General features: G+C 70.1%; 13 protein-coding genes. 5 read left to right on the forward strand and 8 right to left on the reverse strand.

Translation table 11 applies throughout. The features are described 5' to 3' along the window. The first annotated feature begins 136 nt into the window (after nt 1-136). Nucleotides 137-1,891 (forward strand): outer membrane beta-barrel protein, encoded by a 1,755-nt coding sequence (locus ASF26_RS20055; RefSeq protein ID WP_056258346.1) that lies wholly within the window; start codon nt 137-139, stop codon nt 1,889-1,891. Nucleotides 1,892-1,945: 54 nt separating this feature from the next. Here ASF26_RS20055 and ASF26_RS20060 read toward each other — a convergent pair whose 3' ends face one another. From ASF26_RS20060 to ASF26_RS20085, 6 genes are all read right to left on the reverse strand, one after another. Continuing rightward, complete coding sequence (locus ASF26_RS20060) at nt 1,946-2,539, reverse strand: AprI/Inh family metalloprotease inhibitor (protein WP_018043853.1); 594 nt, start codon at nt 2,537-2,539, stop codon at nt 1,946-1,948. 160 nt (nt 2,540-2,699) lie between these two features. Continuing rightward, nucleotides 2,700-3,953, reverse strand: coding sequence for a cytochrome P450 (locus ASF26_RS20065; protein ID WP_056258349.1), 1,254 nt, complete (start codon nt 3,951-3,953; stop codon nt 2,700-2,702). Beyond that, nucleotides 3,950-5,245 carry an FAD-dependent oxidoreductase gene (locus tag ASF26_RS20070; RefSeq protein WP_056258351.1) on the reverse strand — a complete coding sequence of 432 codons (1,296 nt, stop codon included), beginning with the start codon at nt 5,243-5,245 and terminating at the stop codon, nt 3,950-3,952. Before ASF26_RS20070 ends, ASF26_RS20065 begins: the two co-directional genes overlap by 4 nt. Further along, nucleotides 5,242-5,484: a ferredoxin gene (locus tag ASF26_RS20075; protein ID WP_056258355.1), complete on the reverse strand. Its 243-nt coding sequence runs from the start codon at nt 5,482-5,484 to the stop codon at nt 5,242-5,244. Before ASF26_RS20075 ends, ASF26_RS20070 begins: the two co-directional genes overlap by 4 nt. Nucleotides 5,485-5,564: 80 nt before the next feature. After that, nucleotides 5,565-6,077, reverse strand: coding sequence for a GNAT family N-acetyltransferase (locus ASF26_RS20080; protein WP_056258356.1), 513 nt, complete (start codon nt 6,075-6,077; stop codon nt 5,565-5,567). After that, nucleotides 6,074-6,889: a DUF3750 domain-containing protein gene (locus tag ASF26_RS20085; RefSeq protein ID WP_244476016.1), complete on the reverse strand. Its 816-nt coding sequence runs from the start codon at nt 6,887-6,889 to the stop codon at nt 6,074-6,076. Before ASF26_RS20085 ends, ASF26_RS20080 begins: the two co-directional genes overlap by 4 nt. Before the next feature lie 177 nt (nt 6,890-7,066). Here ASF26_RS20085 and ASF26_RS20090 point away from each other — a divergent pair, with 177 nt between their 5' ends. Together ASF26_RS20090 and ASF26_RS20095 are read left to right on the forward strand one after the other, a co-directional pair. After that, on the forward strand, nt 7,067-9,211 hold the full coding sequence (locus ASF26_RS20090; protein WP_156463080.1) for a TonB-dependent receptor: 2,145 nt from the start codon (nt 7,067-7,069) through the stop codon (nt 9,209-9,211). Between the two features lie 154 nt (nt 9,212-9,365). Beyond that, nucleotides 9,366-9,605 carry a hypothetical protein gene (locus ASF26_RS20095; protein WP_056258363.1) on the forward strand — a complete coding sequence of 80 codons (240 nt, stop codon included), beginning with the start codon at nt 9,366-9,368 and terminating at the stop codon, nt 9,603-9,605. 157 nt (nt 9,606-9,762) lie between these two features. Here the strand turns inward: ASF26_RS20095 and ASF26_RS20100 are convergent, their stop codons facing one another. Both ASF26_RS20100 and ASF26_RS20105 read right to left on the reverse strand, forming a co-directional pair. Then, a complete protein-coding gene (locus ASF26_RS20100) occupies nt 9,763-10,137 on the reverse strand; it encodes a DUF6481 family protein (RefSeq protein WP_056258368.1) in 375 nt (124 codons plus the stop codon). Between the two features lie 214 nt (nt 10,138-10,351). After that, nucleotides 10,352-10,561 carry a cold-shock protein gene (locus tag ASF26_RS20105; protein ID WP_018043862.1) on the reverse strand — a complete coding sequence of 70 codons (210 nt, stop codon included), beginning with the start codon at nt 10,559-10,561 and terminating at the stop codon, nt 10,352-10,354. A 669-nt stretch (nt 10,562-11,230) separates the two neighbouring features. On the opposite strand from ASF26_RS20105, the gene ASF26_RS20110 reads away from it, so the two are divergent. Both ASF26_RS20110 and ASF26_RS20115 read left to right on the forward strand, forming a co-directional pair. Then, nucleotides 11,231-13,144 carry an autotransporter assembly complex family protein gene (locus tag ASF26_RS20110; RefSeq protein ID WP_056258852.1) on the forward strand — a complete coding sequence of 638 codons (1,914 nt, stop codon included), beginning with the start codon at nt 11,231-11,233 and terminating at the stop codon, nt 13,142-13,144. Between the two features lie 62 nt (nt 13,145-13,206). After that, a complete protein-coding gene (locus ASF26_RS20115) occupies nt 13,207-17,511 on the forward strand; it encodes a translocation/assembly module TamB domain-containing protein (protein ID WP_056258373.1) in 4,305 nt (1,434 codons plus the stop codon). Nucleotides 17,512-17,630: the final 119 nt, after the last annotated feature.

A 17,630-nucleotide genomic window follows, 5' to 3' on the forward strand; every position in this document is an offset into this window, starting at 1 on the left:
CCGGGACGATCTTCGGCCGCCGCGTCCGTCGCGCCGGTCCGGGATGCGCGAAGGGACGTCCGTGAAACATCCCGGGCAGCGGTCCTGTCGCGCGCACCGCTCGAGGCGGGGACCCGCGGAGAGACACTCGTCCGTGATGCGTGCAGGGCCGATCGCAGGATGGCGCAGGAGGGGGCTTCACGGCCTGATCCTGACGGCTGCCGTCGCCCTGCCCGGAAGCCAGGCGGAGGCCCAGTCGAGCCCGACGCCGCGACCCGCCACACCGACCTTCGGCAGCACGAATCCATCCTCGGCCACGGGTGCGGGTAGTACGGGCGGCCCGACCCTGCGCGGCAGCGGTGCCTCCGGCGATGCGTCCACCGGCGCCGCCTCCCCGAGCGAGGGCGCTGTCTCACAGACCGATGACGGTTCGGCCGGCACCCCCGCCCGACGGCGCTCCCTCGCGCCTGTCGCGCGTCCGGCCACGAGCGCCGGCAACAACCGCAATCCCACCGATCTCCTGCGCCTGCGCGCGATCCCGCCGCGCCGCTTCGGCGTGGCGACGACGCGGCCGGTCCGCTCCATCGTGCAGACGCCGCCGCCGGACCTGCGCCTCACACCCGTGATCCGCAATGCCGTCGTCGGTGCGCCGCTGCCGACCCCCTCGCCCGCTCCGCCCCCGGCGCCGTCCCTGACCCTGTTGCCGTTGGCCGGAATCGGCACGCCGGGCGCCTTCCTCGGCGCCGCCCTGCGCAGGCCGCTGGTGGTGGACGAGGCCTATGCCCCCCTCGGCATCAAGCTCGGGACCTTCACGTTCCTGCCGGTGTTCCAGCAGAGCGTCGGCTACGACACCAATCCGGACCAGATCACCGCCAACCGCGCCAAGGGGTCGCTCGCCCTGCGCACCGAGGGCGAGCTCGCCTTCCGCAGCGACTGGTCCTCGCATGAACTCGCGGGCGAACTCCGCGGCGGCTATCTCGACTTTCCCGACAACCAGGCCGCCAGCCGGCCCAATGGCGCTGGCACGGTTCGCCTGCGCCTCGACGCCAACCGCAGCACCACCGTCGACGTAGAGACCCGCTTCCTCGTCGAGACACAGCGGCCGGGCTCGCCGGACATCAACGCCACGCTGTCGAACCGCCCGATCGTGGCGAGCTACGGCACGACGATCGGCGTCACCGAGACGTTCAACCGGCTGCAGGTCTCTCTGCGCGGCCTCATCGACCGGTCGGAGTTCGAGAGCGCGACGCTGTCGAACGGTGCGATCCTGAACCAGAGCGACCGCAACCTGAACCAGTACGGGTTGAGGCTGCGCGCCTCCTACGAGATCTCGCCCGTCATCTCGCCCTTCGTCGATGTCCTGGCCGATACCCGCGTCTACGACCTGCGCACCGATTCCAACGGGATACGCCGGAATTCCGACGGCATCACGGTCACGGGCGGCGCCCGCGTGGCTCTCACCCGCTTCGTCAGCGGCGAGGTCTCGGCGGGCCTCCAGCACCGGACCTATGTCGATCCAGGCCTGAAGGACCTCACCGCCCCGATCGTCAACGCGGCCCTGATCTGGACGGCGAGCCCGCTCACCACCGTGCGGCTCAACGCGGCCACCGGCATCATCGAGACCGCCGTTGCGGGATCGAGCGGCGTGCTGACCAAGGCGGTGACGCTGGAGGTGCAGCACGACCTCCTGCGCAACCTGTCGATCACCCTGGGCGGCGGCTACCTCGCCAGCGACTACGACCGGGTCAACATCACCGAGCGCGGCTTCTCCGCCACCGCCCGGCTCGACTACCGCTTCAACCGCTGGCTCTCCATGCGCGGCAGTTACATCTACCAGCAGATCGACAGCAGCTCCGCCGGGTCGAGCTTCAGCGCCAATACCTGGCTGCTGGGGCTGCGGGTTACGCCCTGAAACTCAGCCCTGGCAAGACTTTATGCGGGCTTTCTCATGCAATGACGTAAGCCCTTACCGCGCCAGGGCCAGCGAGGCGCCGGACTTGGAGAGCGCTCCGTCCAACGCACCCCCACCCTGGCGCAGGCGGGCCGTCACGGTCCCGCCGGGCTGGTAGAGATAGACCTCGCCGTCGCGGTAATCCCAGGCGGTGACCTTCGCCAGATCCTTGTTGGCACAGCCGGAGGCGTTCGCCTTGTAGAGGTCGAGGGCGGGGGCGCTCGATAGGGAGACCTTGCAGGTCGCGCCGGTGGCGTCCTTGGCATTCCAGCTTCCCACCACCGAGGAGCGGCCGCTCGACACGATCGGCGGGGCCGGCGGCGGCACGTAGACCGGTTCGGCGACGACCGGGGCGGGCGCCAGAGCCACGTCCGCACCCACCGGGGGCGGAGCATCGACAGGGGCGGCGCTGGCGCCGGGCGGAGGCGCGAGGGGGGCGGAGGTGACCGGGCCGGCGGGCATGGCCGGGGCGACCGGCTCGAGGGCGGCCTGGGCACCGAGGCCGGCGCGGCTGCCGCGGCTCGGCCCGTCGAGGCGCGACGAGCTGCAGGCCCCGAGGCCTGCGGCGAGGGCGACGAGGGCAACGGTCGACAGGAACTGACGCGGCATCGATCTCTCTTCCCGGCAGGGACTTCGGCAATGAACCGTTGCGTCACCGCCAATTGCGCTGACGGCAAGGCAATGCCGCGGGCCTGACAAGGGAAAGGCGCGTCGCCCCGGCTTTTCGGTCACGGTGTGGCGGCAAGGCCGCAATCGCGCCCGAGTGCCCTCAGCGGCGGGGTGCCACTCCGTCGATGGCGAGCCGAAGATGCATGGGGCCGCGCAGGGCCGCGCCCGAGCGATAGGGCGGTGGATCGTCGATGAGACGCGGACGGACGAGGCGTTGCGCCAGCGCCACCAGGGCCGCCTCCGCCTCGAATCGGGCGAGCGGCGCGCCCGCGCAGTAATGGAGCCCGCCGCCGAAGCCGAAATGGCGGATGTCGGGTCGGTCCGGGTCGAACCGGTCCGGATCGCGGAACACCGCCGGGTCGCGATTGCCGGAGGCGAGGAGGAGCACGATATCGGCCCCCTCCGGGATGGTGGTGCCAGCGACGTCGATGGTGCTCAACGCCCGCCGCGTCCGGAAATGCACCGGCGGGTCGTAGCGCAGCATCTCCTCGATGAGACGCGGCGCGAGGTCCGGCTCGCCGGCGAGTCGCGCGAGGATGTCGGGGTGCCGCACCAGAGCCAGCGTGCTGTTGGCGATGAGGTTCACGGTGGTCTCATGGCCGGCCACGAGGAGCAGGATGGCGGTGGCGATGAGGTCGACTTCGCCCATCCCCGGTTCACCGCCTGGCCCTGAACCAGCACTCAGGCCCGACAGCATGTCGTCCTGCGGGTGCCGGCGCTTCTCCTTGATGAGGGCGCGCATGTAGGTGGAGATCTCGTCGAAGGTGGTGATGTTCTTGGCGCGAGCCTCCTCGTTTCCGAGATTGTCCGGTTCGAGGGCCGAGGCGAGCTGCGTTGCCCAGCCGTGGAATTGCGGCTCGTCCTCCGGCGGCACGCCGAGCATCTCGCAGATCACGGTGACGGGAAGCGGATAGGCGAGGTCGCAGACGAGGTCGAAGCTCGTCGCATCGCTCTGCTTGTCCAAGAGATCGGCCACGAGGTCATGCGAGCGCCCGCGCATGGCATGGACCCGCTGATGGGTGAACTGCCCCATCACGGCCATCCGCAGCCGGTCATGGTCCGGCGGATCGCGGAAGATGAAGGGGCGATGGGTGTTGGTGAGGTAGTCCTTGACCGGGTTGACGATCCAGTCCGAGAGCGGGTTGCCGGTCCGCGGGCGCTCGCTCGGCGGCAGGGTCTCCGAACTGATCCGCGGATCGTGCAGGAGGCTCGTGATCGCCGCATGGGTCGAGACCACATAGGTGCCGTCGTCCTGGCGCGAGACGGGCGTCTCGCGCAGGCGGGCGTAGAGCGGATAGGGATCGGCCCGGTTGGCCTCGTCCTTGACCGCCTCGAACAGGCGTCCGGCCTTCATGACGATGTCCGTTCCTCGGGAAAGCCCGGCTGCAGCACCGTCAGACTGTGTTCGTCGGTTCCACCGCAGATGGGAGGGAATGGTGCGCGGGCGGCGATCTGCTCGGCATAGGCGGGAAGCCACCGGGCGGAATCGAACGACACGGCTGCGATGCAGCGGCCCTTGGCGCCGTAGACAACGACGAAGCGTCCTTCCTTCGGGCTTCCCTGCGCGAAGACCATGGAATCCGCCCCTTCGGTGAGGCCGACCGACTTGATCGTGATCCCGCCCTGGGAGGACCAGAAGGCGGGCATCTCGGCATAGGTCGCGCCCGTGGCCGCTCCGGCGAGAAGGCGACCGGCGTACTCGCCCTGCGCCACGGCGTGTCCCCAATGTTCGAGGGCGACGGGACGTCCGTCGTAGAGCGGATGGGGAAAGCGCGCCACGTCGCCGGCTGCGGCGATGGACCTGTCGGGGCGTCCCTCCGTGTCGAGGACGTGGCCGGCCTCGTCGCAGAGGACGCCGCCGGGGCCGGCATCGAGACCGGAGCCGCTCAGCCATTCGGTGTTGCGCACCGCGCCCAGGGCCACCACCACGAGGTTGGTTTCCACCACATCGCCGTCATCGAGGACGGCCCGAACCACCCGGCCGGCCGCATCGCCTCCGAGCCGTGCGACCTTGGTCCGGCTGCGCAGGTCGGTGCCGAGGGTTCGGTGAAGGGCGGCGACGATCTCGCCCACCGGCTGCCCGAGGATCCGGGCGAGGGGCGCCGGTCCCGGATCGATCAGGGTGACGGTGCGGTCGAGGGCCCGGCAGGAGGCCGCGACCTCGCAGCCGATGAAACCCGCGCCGATGATGAGGACGCGCTTGGGGCCGGCGGCGAGCGCGCGCCGGAGGGCGGCGGCATCGTCGCGCCCGCGCAGGGTATGGACCCCGGCAAGGCCTGCCTCAGTCGGATTCGACCAGGGTCGGGCGCGCGATCCGGTGGCGATGAGGAGCCGGTCGTAGGACAAGGTGGCGCCATCGGCGAGGCGGACCTCGCGGGCCGTCCGGTCGAGGGCGGTCGCCGCGACGCCGAGCCGCCATTCGGCATCCAGGGCATGGAGGTTCGGCAGCGCGGTCGCCTCGGGCGCGATCTCGCCGGTGAGGGCGGCCTTCGAGAGCGGCGGCCGGTCGTAGGGTCGGTGCGGCTCGTCGCCGACGAGGGTGAGGCGGCCGGCAAAGCCCGCGCGGCGCAGGGCCTCGGCGCCGCGCAGGCCCGCGAGAGACGCGCCGACCACCACCGCATGCCCTTCGGCATTGATACTCTTCATCGGCCTTGCCGCTCCGGATCCTCGACGCGGATCGCCTGGACCGGGCAGGAAACCCGGGCCCGCTCGATGGCGAGACGGGCGGACGCCGAGGGCGCGGGGTCGTAGAACAAAGCCTCGCGCCCATGCAGCACGAAATGCTCCGGCGCCGCGTAGCAGCACTGGGCGTAGGCCTGGCATCGGTTGAGATCGACGGTGACGCGCAGGGGCGAGCCGTTCGGCGGCGGGGAGGGATCGGGCATGGGGCTCGCTGAGGGAGTCACCCGATAAGGTTTCCCGCGTGCCGAGGTTCCGTCGCGAGCGCAAAGGTCGCGCGGACGTTTCACGATGCGGCGTCGGCCCCAAGCTTCCTGTGCATCACCAGGGCATCGACCAGTCCGAGGCTCGGATGCCGGAACGCATCGGGCAGACGGGCGATCCGCGAGAAGCCGAGGCTCTCCCACAGGGCCACCGCGCGGGTGTTGCTGGCGACGACGAAATTGAACTGCATGGCGAGGAAGCCCTGGCGGGTGGCGCCGTCGAGGGCGTGCCGTCCCATGGCGCGGGCGATCCCGCGACCCACCGCGTCGGGATGGGTCATGAACCCGGCATTGGCCACATGGGCTCCGCCACCCTGCTGGTTCGCCTTCAACATGTAGGTGCCGAGCACCTTGCCCCCGTCGAGAGCGACGAAAACCTGGTTTGCCGGGGCGAACCAGTAGGCCAGCATGGGCTCGCGCGAGCCGTCGCGGGGCAGCGCATAGGTCTCACCCGCCCGTATCACCGGCTCGAGGATGGACCAGATCGCATCGGCATCGCCGGGTTCCGCCGGGCGGATGAGGAGGGGTGTCGTCATGCCGTTCCGATCCTGCCCCAGCCCGGAAGCTTGATCGCGGGGCGGCGCAGGTCGAGCCCCGCGACGAGGCCGAGCAGGTTGATCTCGACCCCCTCGACCCAGCCGACGGTGATACCGGCATAGCCGCTGAAGGTCAGCCGGATGCCGGTGCCGCTCGGAGTCCGCTCGACGATGCGCCCTGGCGGCGCCCAATCCTTGCCCAGGGCCGTCGGCGGCAGGGTCACCCGTGGCTCGGGCAGGCGGGCCAGCACATGAGCGGTGAAGCTATTCGAGTTCGGCCCGGGCCAAGCCTGATAGGTGCCCAGCGCCCGGTAGGGATAATCGGCCACCGCCGCGCGGATCGCCGGGATGGCGCGGGCCGCGTCGTCCCCATCGAGGGCGAGGACGGTCTGCGGATCGTTGCCGAACCAGCGTCCGTCCGCGGCCCAGCCGTCCGTGCGGACCGGCATGCCCCAGCCGACCACGTCGTAGCGGGTATAGCGGGCGGCGCCTTCCGGCTTCACCACGATCCAGCTGTGATGGGCGAAGATCCCCCGCCAGCGCCCGACCCGCGCCGCATAGACCCGGACGAGGGCCGGGTCCGACGCTTTGGGTGGACGCAACAGCCCGGCGCTCGACCAATCGGCCGCCGCGCCACCGCCCCGCGCCATCCACCACAGGGCATGGCTGCCGAGCGGCAGAAGGAACAGTCCGAGCAGGACGAGACCGATCACGCGAAAGCTCGCGCCAAGGAGGGAGAGGGAGATCACGACAGGGATCTTTGCCTGCGTGAGGCTTGGCGCAAGCGCCGCCTTCGTCGCAGCCACAACCATCGCGCGCCGCCGACCATTTCCGGCGATGATGCGCATCGGCCACAGTCGGGTTTCAACGGCGATGCGGACCATATCCCCCCTTGCCGCATCGAGTGCACTCACTAATGAAACATTATAACATATTGATTTCGGGGTGTGACGCGGATGAGACGATCGAGGATCTGGCTGGCCGGGACGATGCTGTCCGGCGCGGGCCTCACATCCGGCGCGATGATCGCCCCCGCAGCTGCCCAGCAGGCCGAGGCGACGCTCTCGGAACTGAGCGTGACCTCCGCGAGCCCGATCCTCCCCGCTCCCGGCCCTTCCGCCGTCGGGGGCTTTCCCACCGGTGTGCTGCCGGTCGTCGGCGACAGCCTCTCGCCCGTCACGGTGGTCACCCGCTCCGAGATTCAGCGCAACCAGCCCCGCACCCTCGGCGACGCCCTCTCCGACCGCCCCGGCATCTCGTCCTCGACCTATGCGCCCGGAGCGGCTTCGCGGCCGATCATTCGCGGCCTCGACAATGCGCGGGTGCGGATCCAGGAGAACGGCATCGTCAATGGCGGCGTGTCCGATCTCGGCGAGGACCATGCGGTACCGGTCAACCCGCTCACCGCCGACCGGATCGAGGTGATCCGGGGCCCCGCGACCCTGCGCTACGGCTCGGGCGCCATCGGTGGCGTGGTCTCGTCCGAGAACAACCAGGTACCCACCTTCATCCCCGCCCGGGGCGTCTCCGGCCAAGTCACCACCGGCTATTCCAGCGTCGATAACGGAAGGCTCGGCGCGGCGAGCGTCGATGCCGGGGCCAACGGCATCGCGGTCCATGCCGACGGCTTCAAGACGGCCACCGATTCTTACGCCATTCCCGGTGGCATCCAGCGCAACTCGGCCACCGAGACGCAGGGCGGCTCCATCGGGATCTCAGCCATCGGCGACCGTGGCTTCGTCGGCGTGTCCTTCAGCCATTACGAGGCGATGTACCAGATCCCCGGTGGTGAGTCGGAGGAGACCCGCTCGCGGCTCAACCCGAACCAGGACCGCGTGCTCGCCCGTGGCGAGTACCGCCCGCTCCAGGGGCCGTTCGAGGTTCTCCGGTTCTGGGCCGGCGGGTCGGTCTACCGCCACGAGGAGATCGGTCTGGCGCATGCCGACCACGACCATGAGCATGACCACGACCATGCGGAGGTGGCCGGCCCCGAGGGCGTGCAGGCCATCTTCAAGAACCGGGAGGTCGAGGCCCGGTTCGAGGCGCAGCACGTGCCCGTCGTCACCGCGCTCGGCACTCTGACCGGCGCGGTCGGCGTGCAGACCAGCCGGCGCGTCCTCAATTCGCAGCTCGAGAGCTTCCTGCCGCCCACGGAATCGCGCTCCCTGGCCGGCTACCTTTTCGAGGAACTGGCGGTGGGAGGCGGCCTGCGCTTCCAGGCGGCGGGCCGGATCGGGAACGACCGGCTCAACAGCACCGCCACGCTGTTTCCCGCCGACTACCTGCCCAACGGACTCGATCCGTCGAGCTACGCGCTGACCCGCCGCTTCGCCCCCAAGAGCCTGAGCTTCGGCGCGCTGCAGGACCTGCCCTACGGGTTCGTGGCGAGCGTCAACGGTTCCTATGTCGAGCGCGCGCCCACCAGCTACGAGCTGTTCTCGCAGGGGCCGCACCACGCCTCCTCGACCTTCGAAATCGGCGATCCGACCCTGAAGCTGGAACGTGCCCGCACGGTGGAACTCAGCCTGCGCCGGGCCGAAGGTCCCCTGCGCCTCGACGCCACCGGATACGTGACGCGCTATACCGGCTTCATCTACCGCCGGGATACCGGCAACCGCTGCGACGATGATTTCGCGTCCTGCGGCAGCGGCGACGAGTTGCGCCAGATCGTCTACTCGCAGGCCAACACGACCTTCTACGGCGCCGAGATCGGCGCGCAGCTCGACATCCTTCCCGTCGGCGACGGCTGGGCCGGGATCGAGGCGCAATACGATTTCGTGCGGGCGCAGTTCGACGACGGTTCCTACGTTCCGCGCATTCCCCCCCATCGCCTTGGCGGCGGTGCCTTCCTCAGGGCGAATGGCTGGTTCGGCCGCGTGAACCTGCTCCACGCCTTCGACCATACCGAGATCGCGCCGTTCGAGACACTGACGCGGGGCTGGAACGATCTGCGCGCCGAGCTGGCGTATACGCAGTCCCTCGATCCGGTGATCTACGGTGCCAGCGAGGTGACGGTGGGGCTCCAGGGGCGCAACCTCCTGGACGACGACATCCGCAACTCGGCCTCGTTCAAGAAGGACGAAATCCTGCTGCCCGGCCGCAACGTCCGGCTGTTCCTGACCGCCCGGTTCTGAAGCCGGTTCCGGTCCCCTCAGGAGACCGGAACGGTCCGGCACTTGACCGTCGCTCGCCGCGTCGAACAGTTAACTGCCCGCTCGGCGGCAAACCATGCTAGAACACGGCCAACCCCGCACGAACCCGTGCCCTGGGCAACTCCATGAGGCCCAAGTGGCGAATGCGTTCAAGAGTGGTGCGTCTCAGTCGCGTACCACCAACGATTTCAACGAGCGGGCCAAGCAGCTCTCCGAGCGTCTCGGCGCCATCGAGAAGCCCGCGCAGATGAAGCGCGGCAACGCTCCGCGTCGTTCGTTCAAGGCCGGCCCCCGCCCCGAGGCGGATACGGAGCCCAAGGGCGAAGTCGAGACGTCGTCCGAGAAGGACGAGGGCGAAGCCGAGAACGAGGCCTGACACAGGCGCTCTCGCCCGACTTCGGCGTGAGCCTGGGCGACGACGCGAAAGGGCCCGGATAGAAGCACCGGATACGAGATCCGGTACAACCATCCGAGCCCTTAGCGGTCATCGAGACGACGAGGCCTCCCTTGCGAGGGATGGCCCATCCAGGCCTTCAGCGACGGGCCTTGGCCTTGCGAGCGGCATAGCGCGCATCGCGCTGGGCCTTCTTCTCGGCGAGTTCGATCGCCTTGCGCTCGGCGGCGAGACGAGTCTCTTCCTCTTCGCGGGCAATCTGGGCGGCGAGCTCCGCCTCTTCGCGAGCGCGCTTCTCCTCGGCAGCCTTCTTTTCGGCGGCGATGCGAGCGGCTTCGCGTTCGCGAGCCCTTTCGTCCCGGGCACGGGCGATCGCGGCGCGGGCCTGGGCCTTGGCAATCATTTCCGGGTCATCCGCCGGGGGACGGGCCTTGAATTTTTCCAGCAGCATCTGCTTGGCGCTGGCGGAGTTCTTACGGCGGTCGTCGAAATTCCTGTAGTCGAAGGCGCTCATCTGACCTTTCTCGGGTGGTGCGTCTCGGCCCGTTCCGCGAGCGGAAGCGCGCGGCGCTGAGCCTTGCTGTGAATCATCGAGGGACGGAATCGAATCGGATAGCCCAATGACTCACGATTCGGCCGGAATCAACTGAAGCCGCCCATGGCAGGGCGGCTTCTTATGCATGTGTTGAACAAAGGCCTCACCGGGAGGACCCTCGTTCGTCCAGGCCTCAGGCCGCCTGGAGGTTGCCGGCGGATTGCTTGCCGGTACGGCGGTCGTTCTCGATCTCGTAGGACAGCTTCTGCCCCTCGATGAGGTTGCGCATGCCGGCGCGTTCCACGGCCGAGATATGGACGAACACGTCCTTGCCGCCGTCATCCGGTTGAATGAAGCCGTAGCCCTTGGTCTCGTTGAACCATTTCACGGTGCCCGTGCTCATGGATATGTCCTTCTCGCCGTCGGGAGAAACGCGATTGCAGGGGTCGCGCCCTCGTCTCGAATCGTATGGGGAGGGGCCTCTCGGGCCGCGGTAAAGCAACGCGCGGCCGACAGGGCGCAGGGTCTCGGAGATGCGATGGGATCGAAGCGACGGCCCGCGGCAGTTCTGCAGCGACTGCTGGGCGTGCGACCCGGAATGAACCGGCGGGGGATCGTTGAAGACAAGGTCCGATAGGTGAAAGTTAGGGTGCCTGCGATGCTCAGACAAGGCTCCCGACCGTTCCGGGTTCCCGACATGGCCTGCGATTTCCATCGGTAAAGCGAGCCGACTGAATGACAGGCGGTTCCCATGGAGGAGCCGTCCAGTCTGGACTGCGGCACTGCCTGTGGTTGCCCTCGCCGGGGGCGACGGCTAGGCTTGCCACTCTGCGACATGGGGCGAGGAACGACCTTAACGACCCGGTGAGGGGTCGTCACGGAAGGTTGACCGGCATCGAAGCGGGGGCGGGATGACGGAATCGAAGGTGGACGGACGACCCGTCGGGGTCGCGCCGTGGCGGATCACGAGGGCGGGTTCCGCTTCGTGATGTCGGGCATGCAGAACTCCAAAGGCCGGGGTTTGAGACACGGCTGCGCGGGCGTGGCTTTGGCCGTCCTCGGCGGCGTGTCGATGGCCGCCCTCGCCTCCTCCCCGGCCGTCGCCTTCGACCTGTTCGGCATGTTCGGCTCCGAGGAGGAGCCGCCGGCACCGAGCGGCGAGACGCTGCCCTATTCGGTGAAGTTCCAGGGACTCGAGGATGACGACGTTCTGCAGGCCCTGCAGGACACCTCCACGCTCTATCGTCTGCGCCAGGACGCTCCGCCCGATGGCGAGGGCATCGTGCGGCGGGCGGAAGCGGACCTCCGCCGCCTGTCCGACGTGCTTTCCGGATACGGCTATTACCAGGGCAAGGTCGCCATCCGCATCGACGGGGTCGAACTGACGGGGGAGGCCTCGGTCGCTGCTGCGGCGCGGGCCGCCGAGGGCGGCCGGAACCGGGCTTTGGTGCCCGTGAAGATCGTCGTCGATGCCGGTCCGCTCTACAAGCTCCGCACGGTGGCGGCCTCCGATCCGCGCGGCAACGATTTCCCGTCCGAGGTGCTGCCCGAGCGTTTCGTCCGGGTGGGCGACGACGTCCCCGCCCGTTCCGCTACCGTCCTCGCCCGCGAGGCGAAGATCGTCGACCGCTTCCGCGCCCTGGGCCATCCCTTCGCCAAGGCGGTCTCGCGCGATCCCGTGGTGGATGACGCCGCCCATGTCATGGACGTGCGCTTCACCATCGATCCCGGCCCCATCGCGGGTTTGGGCGAGGTTGCCGTGCGCGGCACCGCCGGCATCGACCCGGCGGTGGTGCGCTCCTTCATCTACAGCGAGCCGGGCGATCCCTATTCGCCCAAGGCCGTGGCCGACATTCGCCGGTCCGTCGCCAAGGTCGAGGCCCTGGGCTCGGTCCGGGTGCGCGAGGGCGAGGCGCTCGACGCGCAGGGCAACCTGCCGATCTTCGTCGACGTGACCGAGCGCGACCGCAACCTGATCGGGGTCGCGGCCCGCTACTCCACGGTCGATGGCCCGGGCATCCGTGCCTATTACGCCAACCGCAACCTGTTCGGCGGCGGCGAGACCCTGCGGCTCGACGCCGACATCTACTATCTCGGCAACGACCTCTACGCTGCGCAGCGCAAGGCCGCCGGGATCGATTCGAATGGCTTGGGCGGCCGGGTCTCGGCGACCTTCGTCAAGCCGGCCCTGTGGGGCACGCGCAACGATCTCGTGGCCAATGTCTTCGCGGGCCGCGAGGCCCAGCAATCCTACGTCTCGGACGCGGCCGGCGGCACGATCGGCATCCGGCACCGGTTCTCCGACACGTTCTACGCGCAGATCGGCGTCGACGGTCAGGCCGGCCGCTCGCAGGACGCGCTCGGCAAGGTCGATTACCGCCTGATCGGCGTGCCGCTGTCGGTGGCCTACGATTCCACCGACAACCTGCTCGATCCGACGCAGGGGTTTCGGGCCACCGCATCGGTGACGCCCTATGCCGGGTTCCTCGGCTCGGATCCGTCGATCTTCGTCGCCAAGGCGCAGGGCTCGACCTACTACGCCATCGACGACGAGGCTCGCTATATCCTCGCCGGCCGCATCGGCTTCGGTTCGATCTCCGGTGCGAGCCTCGAGGACATCCCGGCCAATATCCGCTTCTTCGCCGGCGGCGGCGGCTCGGTGCGCGGCTTCCCCTACCGCACGCTGGGCCCGCGCGGGCCGTTCAACCTGCCGGTGGGCGGGCGCAGCCTGCTCGAAGCCTCGGTGGAGGCGCGGGTCAAGATCACCGACACGATCGGGATCGTGCCGTTCTTCGACGCCGGCACCGCCTTCGAGGGCAGCCTGCCCGATTTCGAGGAGCGCATCCGCTACGCGGCGGGCCTCGGCCTCCGCTACTATACCGGCATCGGCCCGATCCGCGTCGACGTGGCGTTCCCCCTCGACCGCATCAAGGGGAACCGCGAGCGTCCCGTGGCCCTGTACATCAGCCTGGGGCAGTCGTTCTGATGGAATTTTTCCGAGGCGTCCGTGCGAGCCGTCCTTCCCTCCCCCGCGGAGGGGGGAGGGTGATGCGCGGCACCGTGGCCGTCATCGGCCTGACCGTCTGCATCGCCGTTCCCGCCACCCACACCCGTGCCGACGACGGCGAGAAGACCGTGCTCGGCGGGCTCCTGTCGAAGGCGTTGTCCACGCCGGGCTCCCAGGTGTCCATCGGTGCCGTCGATGGGGCGCTCTCCTCCAACGCCACGATTCGCGACGTGGTGATCAGTGATCGCAACGGCGCCTGGCTGAAGCTCGACAAGGCGCGCCTGGTGTGGAGCCGCCTCGCCCTCCTCTCCGGTCGGCTGCAGGTGGACAGCCTGGAGATCGGCCGCCTCGAAGTGCTGCGCCGTCCCCTCCCCGCCCCGGTCTCGGCGACGCCGGAACCCGATGGCTCGCTGCTGCCCGAATTGCCCGTGAAGGTGGAGATCACCGCCTTCAAGCTCGCCGAACTCGTCCTCGGCGAGACCGTCGCCGGTCAGCCGGCGCGCCTGTCCGCCGAGGGGAAGGCCAAGCTCGGCGCCCCGTCCGAAGGGCTCGACCTCGACCTGTCCGTGCGCCGCCTCGACGCCACGGGGCAATTCGTCGCTCGCCTGCTCTTCGTGCCCAAGGGCGAGAAGCTCGAGGTGAAGACCACCCTGGTGGAGGCCGCCGGCGGCCTGCTGTCCAAGTTCGCGAACCTCCCCGGCGAGCCTCCGATCAACCTCGATCTCGACGGACGTGGCACCCTCGATGCCTGGAACGCCCGGCTCGATTTCGATGCCGGCCCCGATCTCGGCGCCAAGGGCACGGCCCGCATCGCCCGCGCCGGCGCCGACCGCTCCCTCACCCTCGACCTCTCCTCGCGGATCGAGGGGCTCCTGCCCGGCCCGGCGGCGGCGATCTTCTCCGGCACCACCAAGCTCGACGGCGCCCTGCGCTTTGCCGATAACGGCGCGTTCGGCATCGACCGCCTCACCCTCGCTTCCCGCACCGCCCGCCTCGACGCGTCGGGCGGCCTCACGCCGGAGCGGGTCGCCGACTTCACCATCTCGGCCCGCGCCGTCCCCACCGAGGGCAGCGTCACCAAGGCGGCCAATGCCGAGCTCGACACCCTCGTCTTCGACGGGACCGTGAAGGGGCCGATCGCACGGCCACGGGTGAACGGCGACCTCAAGGCGGCGGGACTGCGCGCGGACGGCAACGTCCTCGAGCGGATCGCCGCCAGCCTCGCCATGGAACCCACGGGCGGCGATCCTAACGCCACCCGCTTCGCGCTCCGTGCGGATGCCAATGTGGAAGGATTGAAGCTCGCCGACCCGGCCCTGCGCCGGGCGGTCGGATCGCGCGGGGCCTTCACCTTCCGGGGCACGCTGCAGCCCGATGGCGTGGTCGATGTGGCGGCGTTCGATCTCGACGCGCCCACCGCCACGCTCTCCTATGCCGGCCGTGTCGGCCAGAACACGCTAACCGGCACGCTGAAGGCGGGTCTCGCCGACCTCTCGGCCTTCTCCGATGTGGCCGACCGGACCCTTGCCGGCAGCGTCGCCGTAAAGGCGAACTTGAGCGGCGACCCCGCCCGCAAGGCGGTGACCGCCGATGTGGATGCGACGACAAAGGGACTCGTTCTCGGCCTGCCGGCCCTCGACCGGCTCCTCGGCCGCGAGCCGCATTTCTCGGGCAGGCTCTCGCAGGTCTTCGACGGCTACAGTTTCGACGGCGTGAAGCTCGACGGCGCCGAGATGGTGGCCCGGCTGGAGGGCAAGGCCACCGCACGCCTCGCCGACGCCAAGCTCCTCGTGGACGTGAAGACCCTCTCGGCCGTCGATCCGCGCCTTGCCGGCCGCGCCCTCCTCGACGGGCGGCTCTCCGGAACCCTGGAGAAGCCGGACCTCACCGCTACCCTCACCGCCGCGGACGGACGGGCGCTCGGCCGCCCGATCCGGGACGTGCGCGTGGCCGCGGCGCTGAAGGACCTCACCGGGGCGCTCGACGGGACTCTGGCGCTGGGCGGCGAGATCGGCGGCAAGACCCTGCGCGGGGATGTGCATCTCGCCCGCACGGGCGCGGATTGGTCCCTCGACCGGCTTGCGGTGAATCTCGGCTCGGCCACCCTCGCCGGCAAGGCGGCCGTCGATGCGGCGACCCTGCTGACGCAGGGGAGCGTCACGCTTTCGGCCGCCAATCTCGACGACCTGTCGCCGCTCGCCCTCACGCCGTTGGCCGGAAGCCTCGACGCGACCGTCGCCCTCTCGCGCGAGGGAGGACGTCAGGACGCGTCGGTGAAGGCCAAGGGCGCCTCCCTGCGCTCGGGCGAGATCGGCCTCGCGCAGCTCGACGCCGACCTCACCGGCCGCGATCTCGTCGCCCATCCCGCCGTGGACGGGCGGGTCAATGCCGACCGGGTCATCGCCGCCGGCGAGTCCATCGACACCGTGCGCCTCCTGGCCGTGGGGTCGCCCAATGCCAGCGACATCACCCTCACCGCCAAGGCGCGTGGGTTCGATCTCGACGGGGCCGCCCGCCTGGTTCCGGCCGAGGCCACGCGGATCGAGCTGTCGCGCTTCTCCGCGTCACGCGGCAAGGATCGCCTGGCCCTGGCCGGTCCCGCCACGATCACCCTCGACAAGGGCTCGGCCCTCATCGACGGTCTCGTCATCGCCGCCGGTACCGGGCGGGTCAGCCTCGCCGGACGGGCCGGTTCGAGTCTCGACCTGAAGCTCGGCATCCGGGCGCTGCCCCTGGCGCTTGCCCGCATCGCCTCGCCGAGCCTCGCCCTCTCCGGCACCCTCGACGGGGACGCCGATATCCACGGCACGTCCGCACGGCCGGAAGGGCGCTACGCCCTGTCGGTGGCGAAGGTCGTGACACCGGAGACGCGCAAGGCCGGCTTGCCGCCCATCGACGCCAAGGCGAGCGGCACCCTCGGCGACGGTCGCGCCGGGATCGAGGGCCGGGTCTCGGCCGGTCGCGGGGCGGAGCTGACGCTTGCCGGCTTCCTGCCCGTCTCGGCGGGCGGACCCATCGCCCTGAAACTGCGCGGCACCTTCGACGCGGCCATGGCCAACAGCCTGCTCAGCGTCGGCGGCCAGCGGGTCGCCGGCCGGATCGCCCTCGATGGGGGCGTGTCGGGCACCCTCGACGCGCCCCGTGCCGAGGGTGCCGCCACCCTCTCCGGCGGCAGCTTCACCGATCCGCTCCAGGGCATCGCCCTCAAGCAGATCGAGGGCCGCGTCACCGGGCGGGGCGATACCCTCGTGGTGGAGCGCCTCACCGCGCAGACCCGGAACGGCGGCGGCCTGCAGGCCAGCGGCCGCGTGGCCCTGGACCCGAATGGCGGGTTCCCCGGCGCGTTCAAGATCACCGCCGAGCGTGCCGAGCTCGTCTCCAGCCCCATCGTCACCGCCACCGCGAGCCTCAACCTCGCCTTGAGCGGTCCTTTGGCGCGGACGCCGAAAGTGTCGGGGCGGGTCGACCTCGTCTCCGTCGACGTGACCGTCCCCGATCGCCTGCCCGCCACGGTGCAGCCCCTGCCCGGCGTGCGCCGGGTCAACACGCCCGCGGACGTGCGGGCGCGCGTCGATGCGAAGGCCGACCGCAAGGCGAAGGTCGCGGCTCTGGGCAAACGCAGGAGGACGCCCCCTCCCTTCGATGCGACGCTGGACGTGGCCGTCCATGCGCCGAACCGCATCTTCGTGCGCGGGCGCGGCATCGATGCGGAACTCGGCGGCGACCTGCGCCTCACTGGCACCTCCCGCGACCCGGTGGCGGTGGGCGATTTCGCCATGCGCCGCGGCCGTCTCAGCATCATCGGCCAGCGCCTCGACTTCACCCGCGGTCGCCTCGCCTTCAACGGTGAACTCGCGATCCCCGATCTCGACTTCCAGGCCGAGACCAAGGCCGCCGAGGTCACCGCCCGCGTCGCCGTGAGTGGCCCCGCAAACCAGCCCGACTTCGTCCTGACCTCCGACCCGTCCCTGCCGCAGGACGAGGTCCTGTCGCGGCTGCTGTTCAAGAAGGCGGCCGGGGGGCTGTCGCCGTTCCAGGCGTTGCAGCTCGCCCAGGCGGTGTCGCAGCTCTCCGGCGGGGCCGGCGGCCCCGACGTGTTCGAGCAGGCCCGCAAGGGGCTCGGCCTCGACAGCCTCGACGTCTCCACCGGCGCCAGCGGCGGCCCGGCCCTGGGTGCCTCGCGCTACCTCAGCGACCGTCTCAGTGTCGGCGTGAAGGCGGGCGCCAAGCCGCAGGATACCGCCGCCACCGTGGATTACGACGTGACCCGCCGCATCAAGATCCAGGGCGAGGCCGGCAGTGACGGCCGCACCGCCGTGGGGGTGGGCGCCGAATGGGAATATTGACGGCGTCGGAGCGAATGACCGGCACCGGAGTGGCCTCGAAGACGTTACCGACCGGCAGGACTCTCACGGCCACGGTGGCACGACGGCTGACATAGCCTGCCGTGCCGAACGGAGAGTGC

Origin of the sequence: Methylobacterium sp. Leaf93 (genome assembly GCF_001422345.1) — a bacterium.
Lineage (GTDB): Bacteria > Pseudomonadota > Alphaproteobacteria > Rhizobiales > Beijerinckiaceae > Methylobacterium > Methylobacterium bullatum.

Coding starts and splice junctions, on each gene's coding strand:
- ASF26_RS20055 (WP_056258346.1), top strand. CDS start 137: ATGCGTGCAGGGCCGATCGCAGGATGGCGCAGGAGGGGGCTTCACGGC.
- ASF26_RS20060 (WP_018043853.1), bottom strand. CDS start 2,539: ATGCCGCGTCAGTTCCTGTCGACCGTTGCCCTCGTCGCCCTCGCCGCA.
- ASF26_RS20065 (WP_056258349.1), bottom strand. CDS start 3,953: ATGAAGGCCGGACGCCTGTTCGAGGCGGTCAAGGACGAGGCCAACCGG.
- ASF26_RS20070 (WP_056258351.1), bottom strand. CDS start 5,245: ATGAAGAGTATCAATGCCGAAGGGCATGCGGTGGTGGTCGGCGCGTCT.
- ASF26_RS20075 (WP_056258355.1), bottom strand. CDS start 5,484: ATGCCCGATCCCTCCCCGCCGCCGAACGGCTCGCCCCTGCGCGTCACC.
- ASF26_RS20080 (WP_056258356.1), bottom strand. CDS start 6,077: ATGACGACACCCCTCCTCATCCGCCCGGCGGAACCCGGCGATGCCGAT.
- ASF26_RS20085 (WP_244476016.1), bottom strand. CDS start 6,889: ATGGTTGTGGCTGCGACGAAGGCGGCGCTTGCGCCAAGCCTCACGCAG.
- ASF26_RS20090 (WP_156463080.1), top strand. CDS start 7,067: ATGCTGTCCGGCGCGGGCCTCACATCCGGCGCGATGATCGCCCCCGCA.
- ASF26_RS20100 (WP_056258368.1), bottom strand. CDS start 10,137: ATGAGCGCCTTCGACTACAGGAATTTCGACGACCGCCGTAAGAACTCC.
- ASF26_RS20105 (WP_018043862.1), bottom strand. CDS start 10,561: ATGAGCACGGGCACCGTGAAATGGTTCAACGAGACCAAGGGCTACGGC.
- ASF26_RS20110 (WP_056258852.1), top strand. CDS start 11,231: ATGGCCGCCCTCGCCTCCTCCCCGGCCGTCGCCTTCGACCTGTTCGGC.
- ASF26_RS20115 (WP_056258373.1), top strand. CDS start 13,207: ATGCGCGGCACCGTGGCCGTCATCGGCCTGACCGTCTGCATCGCCGTT.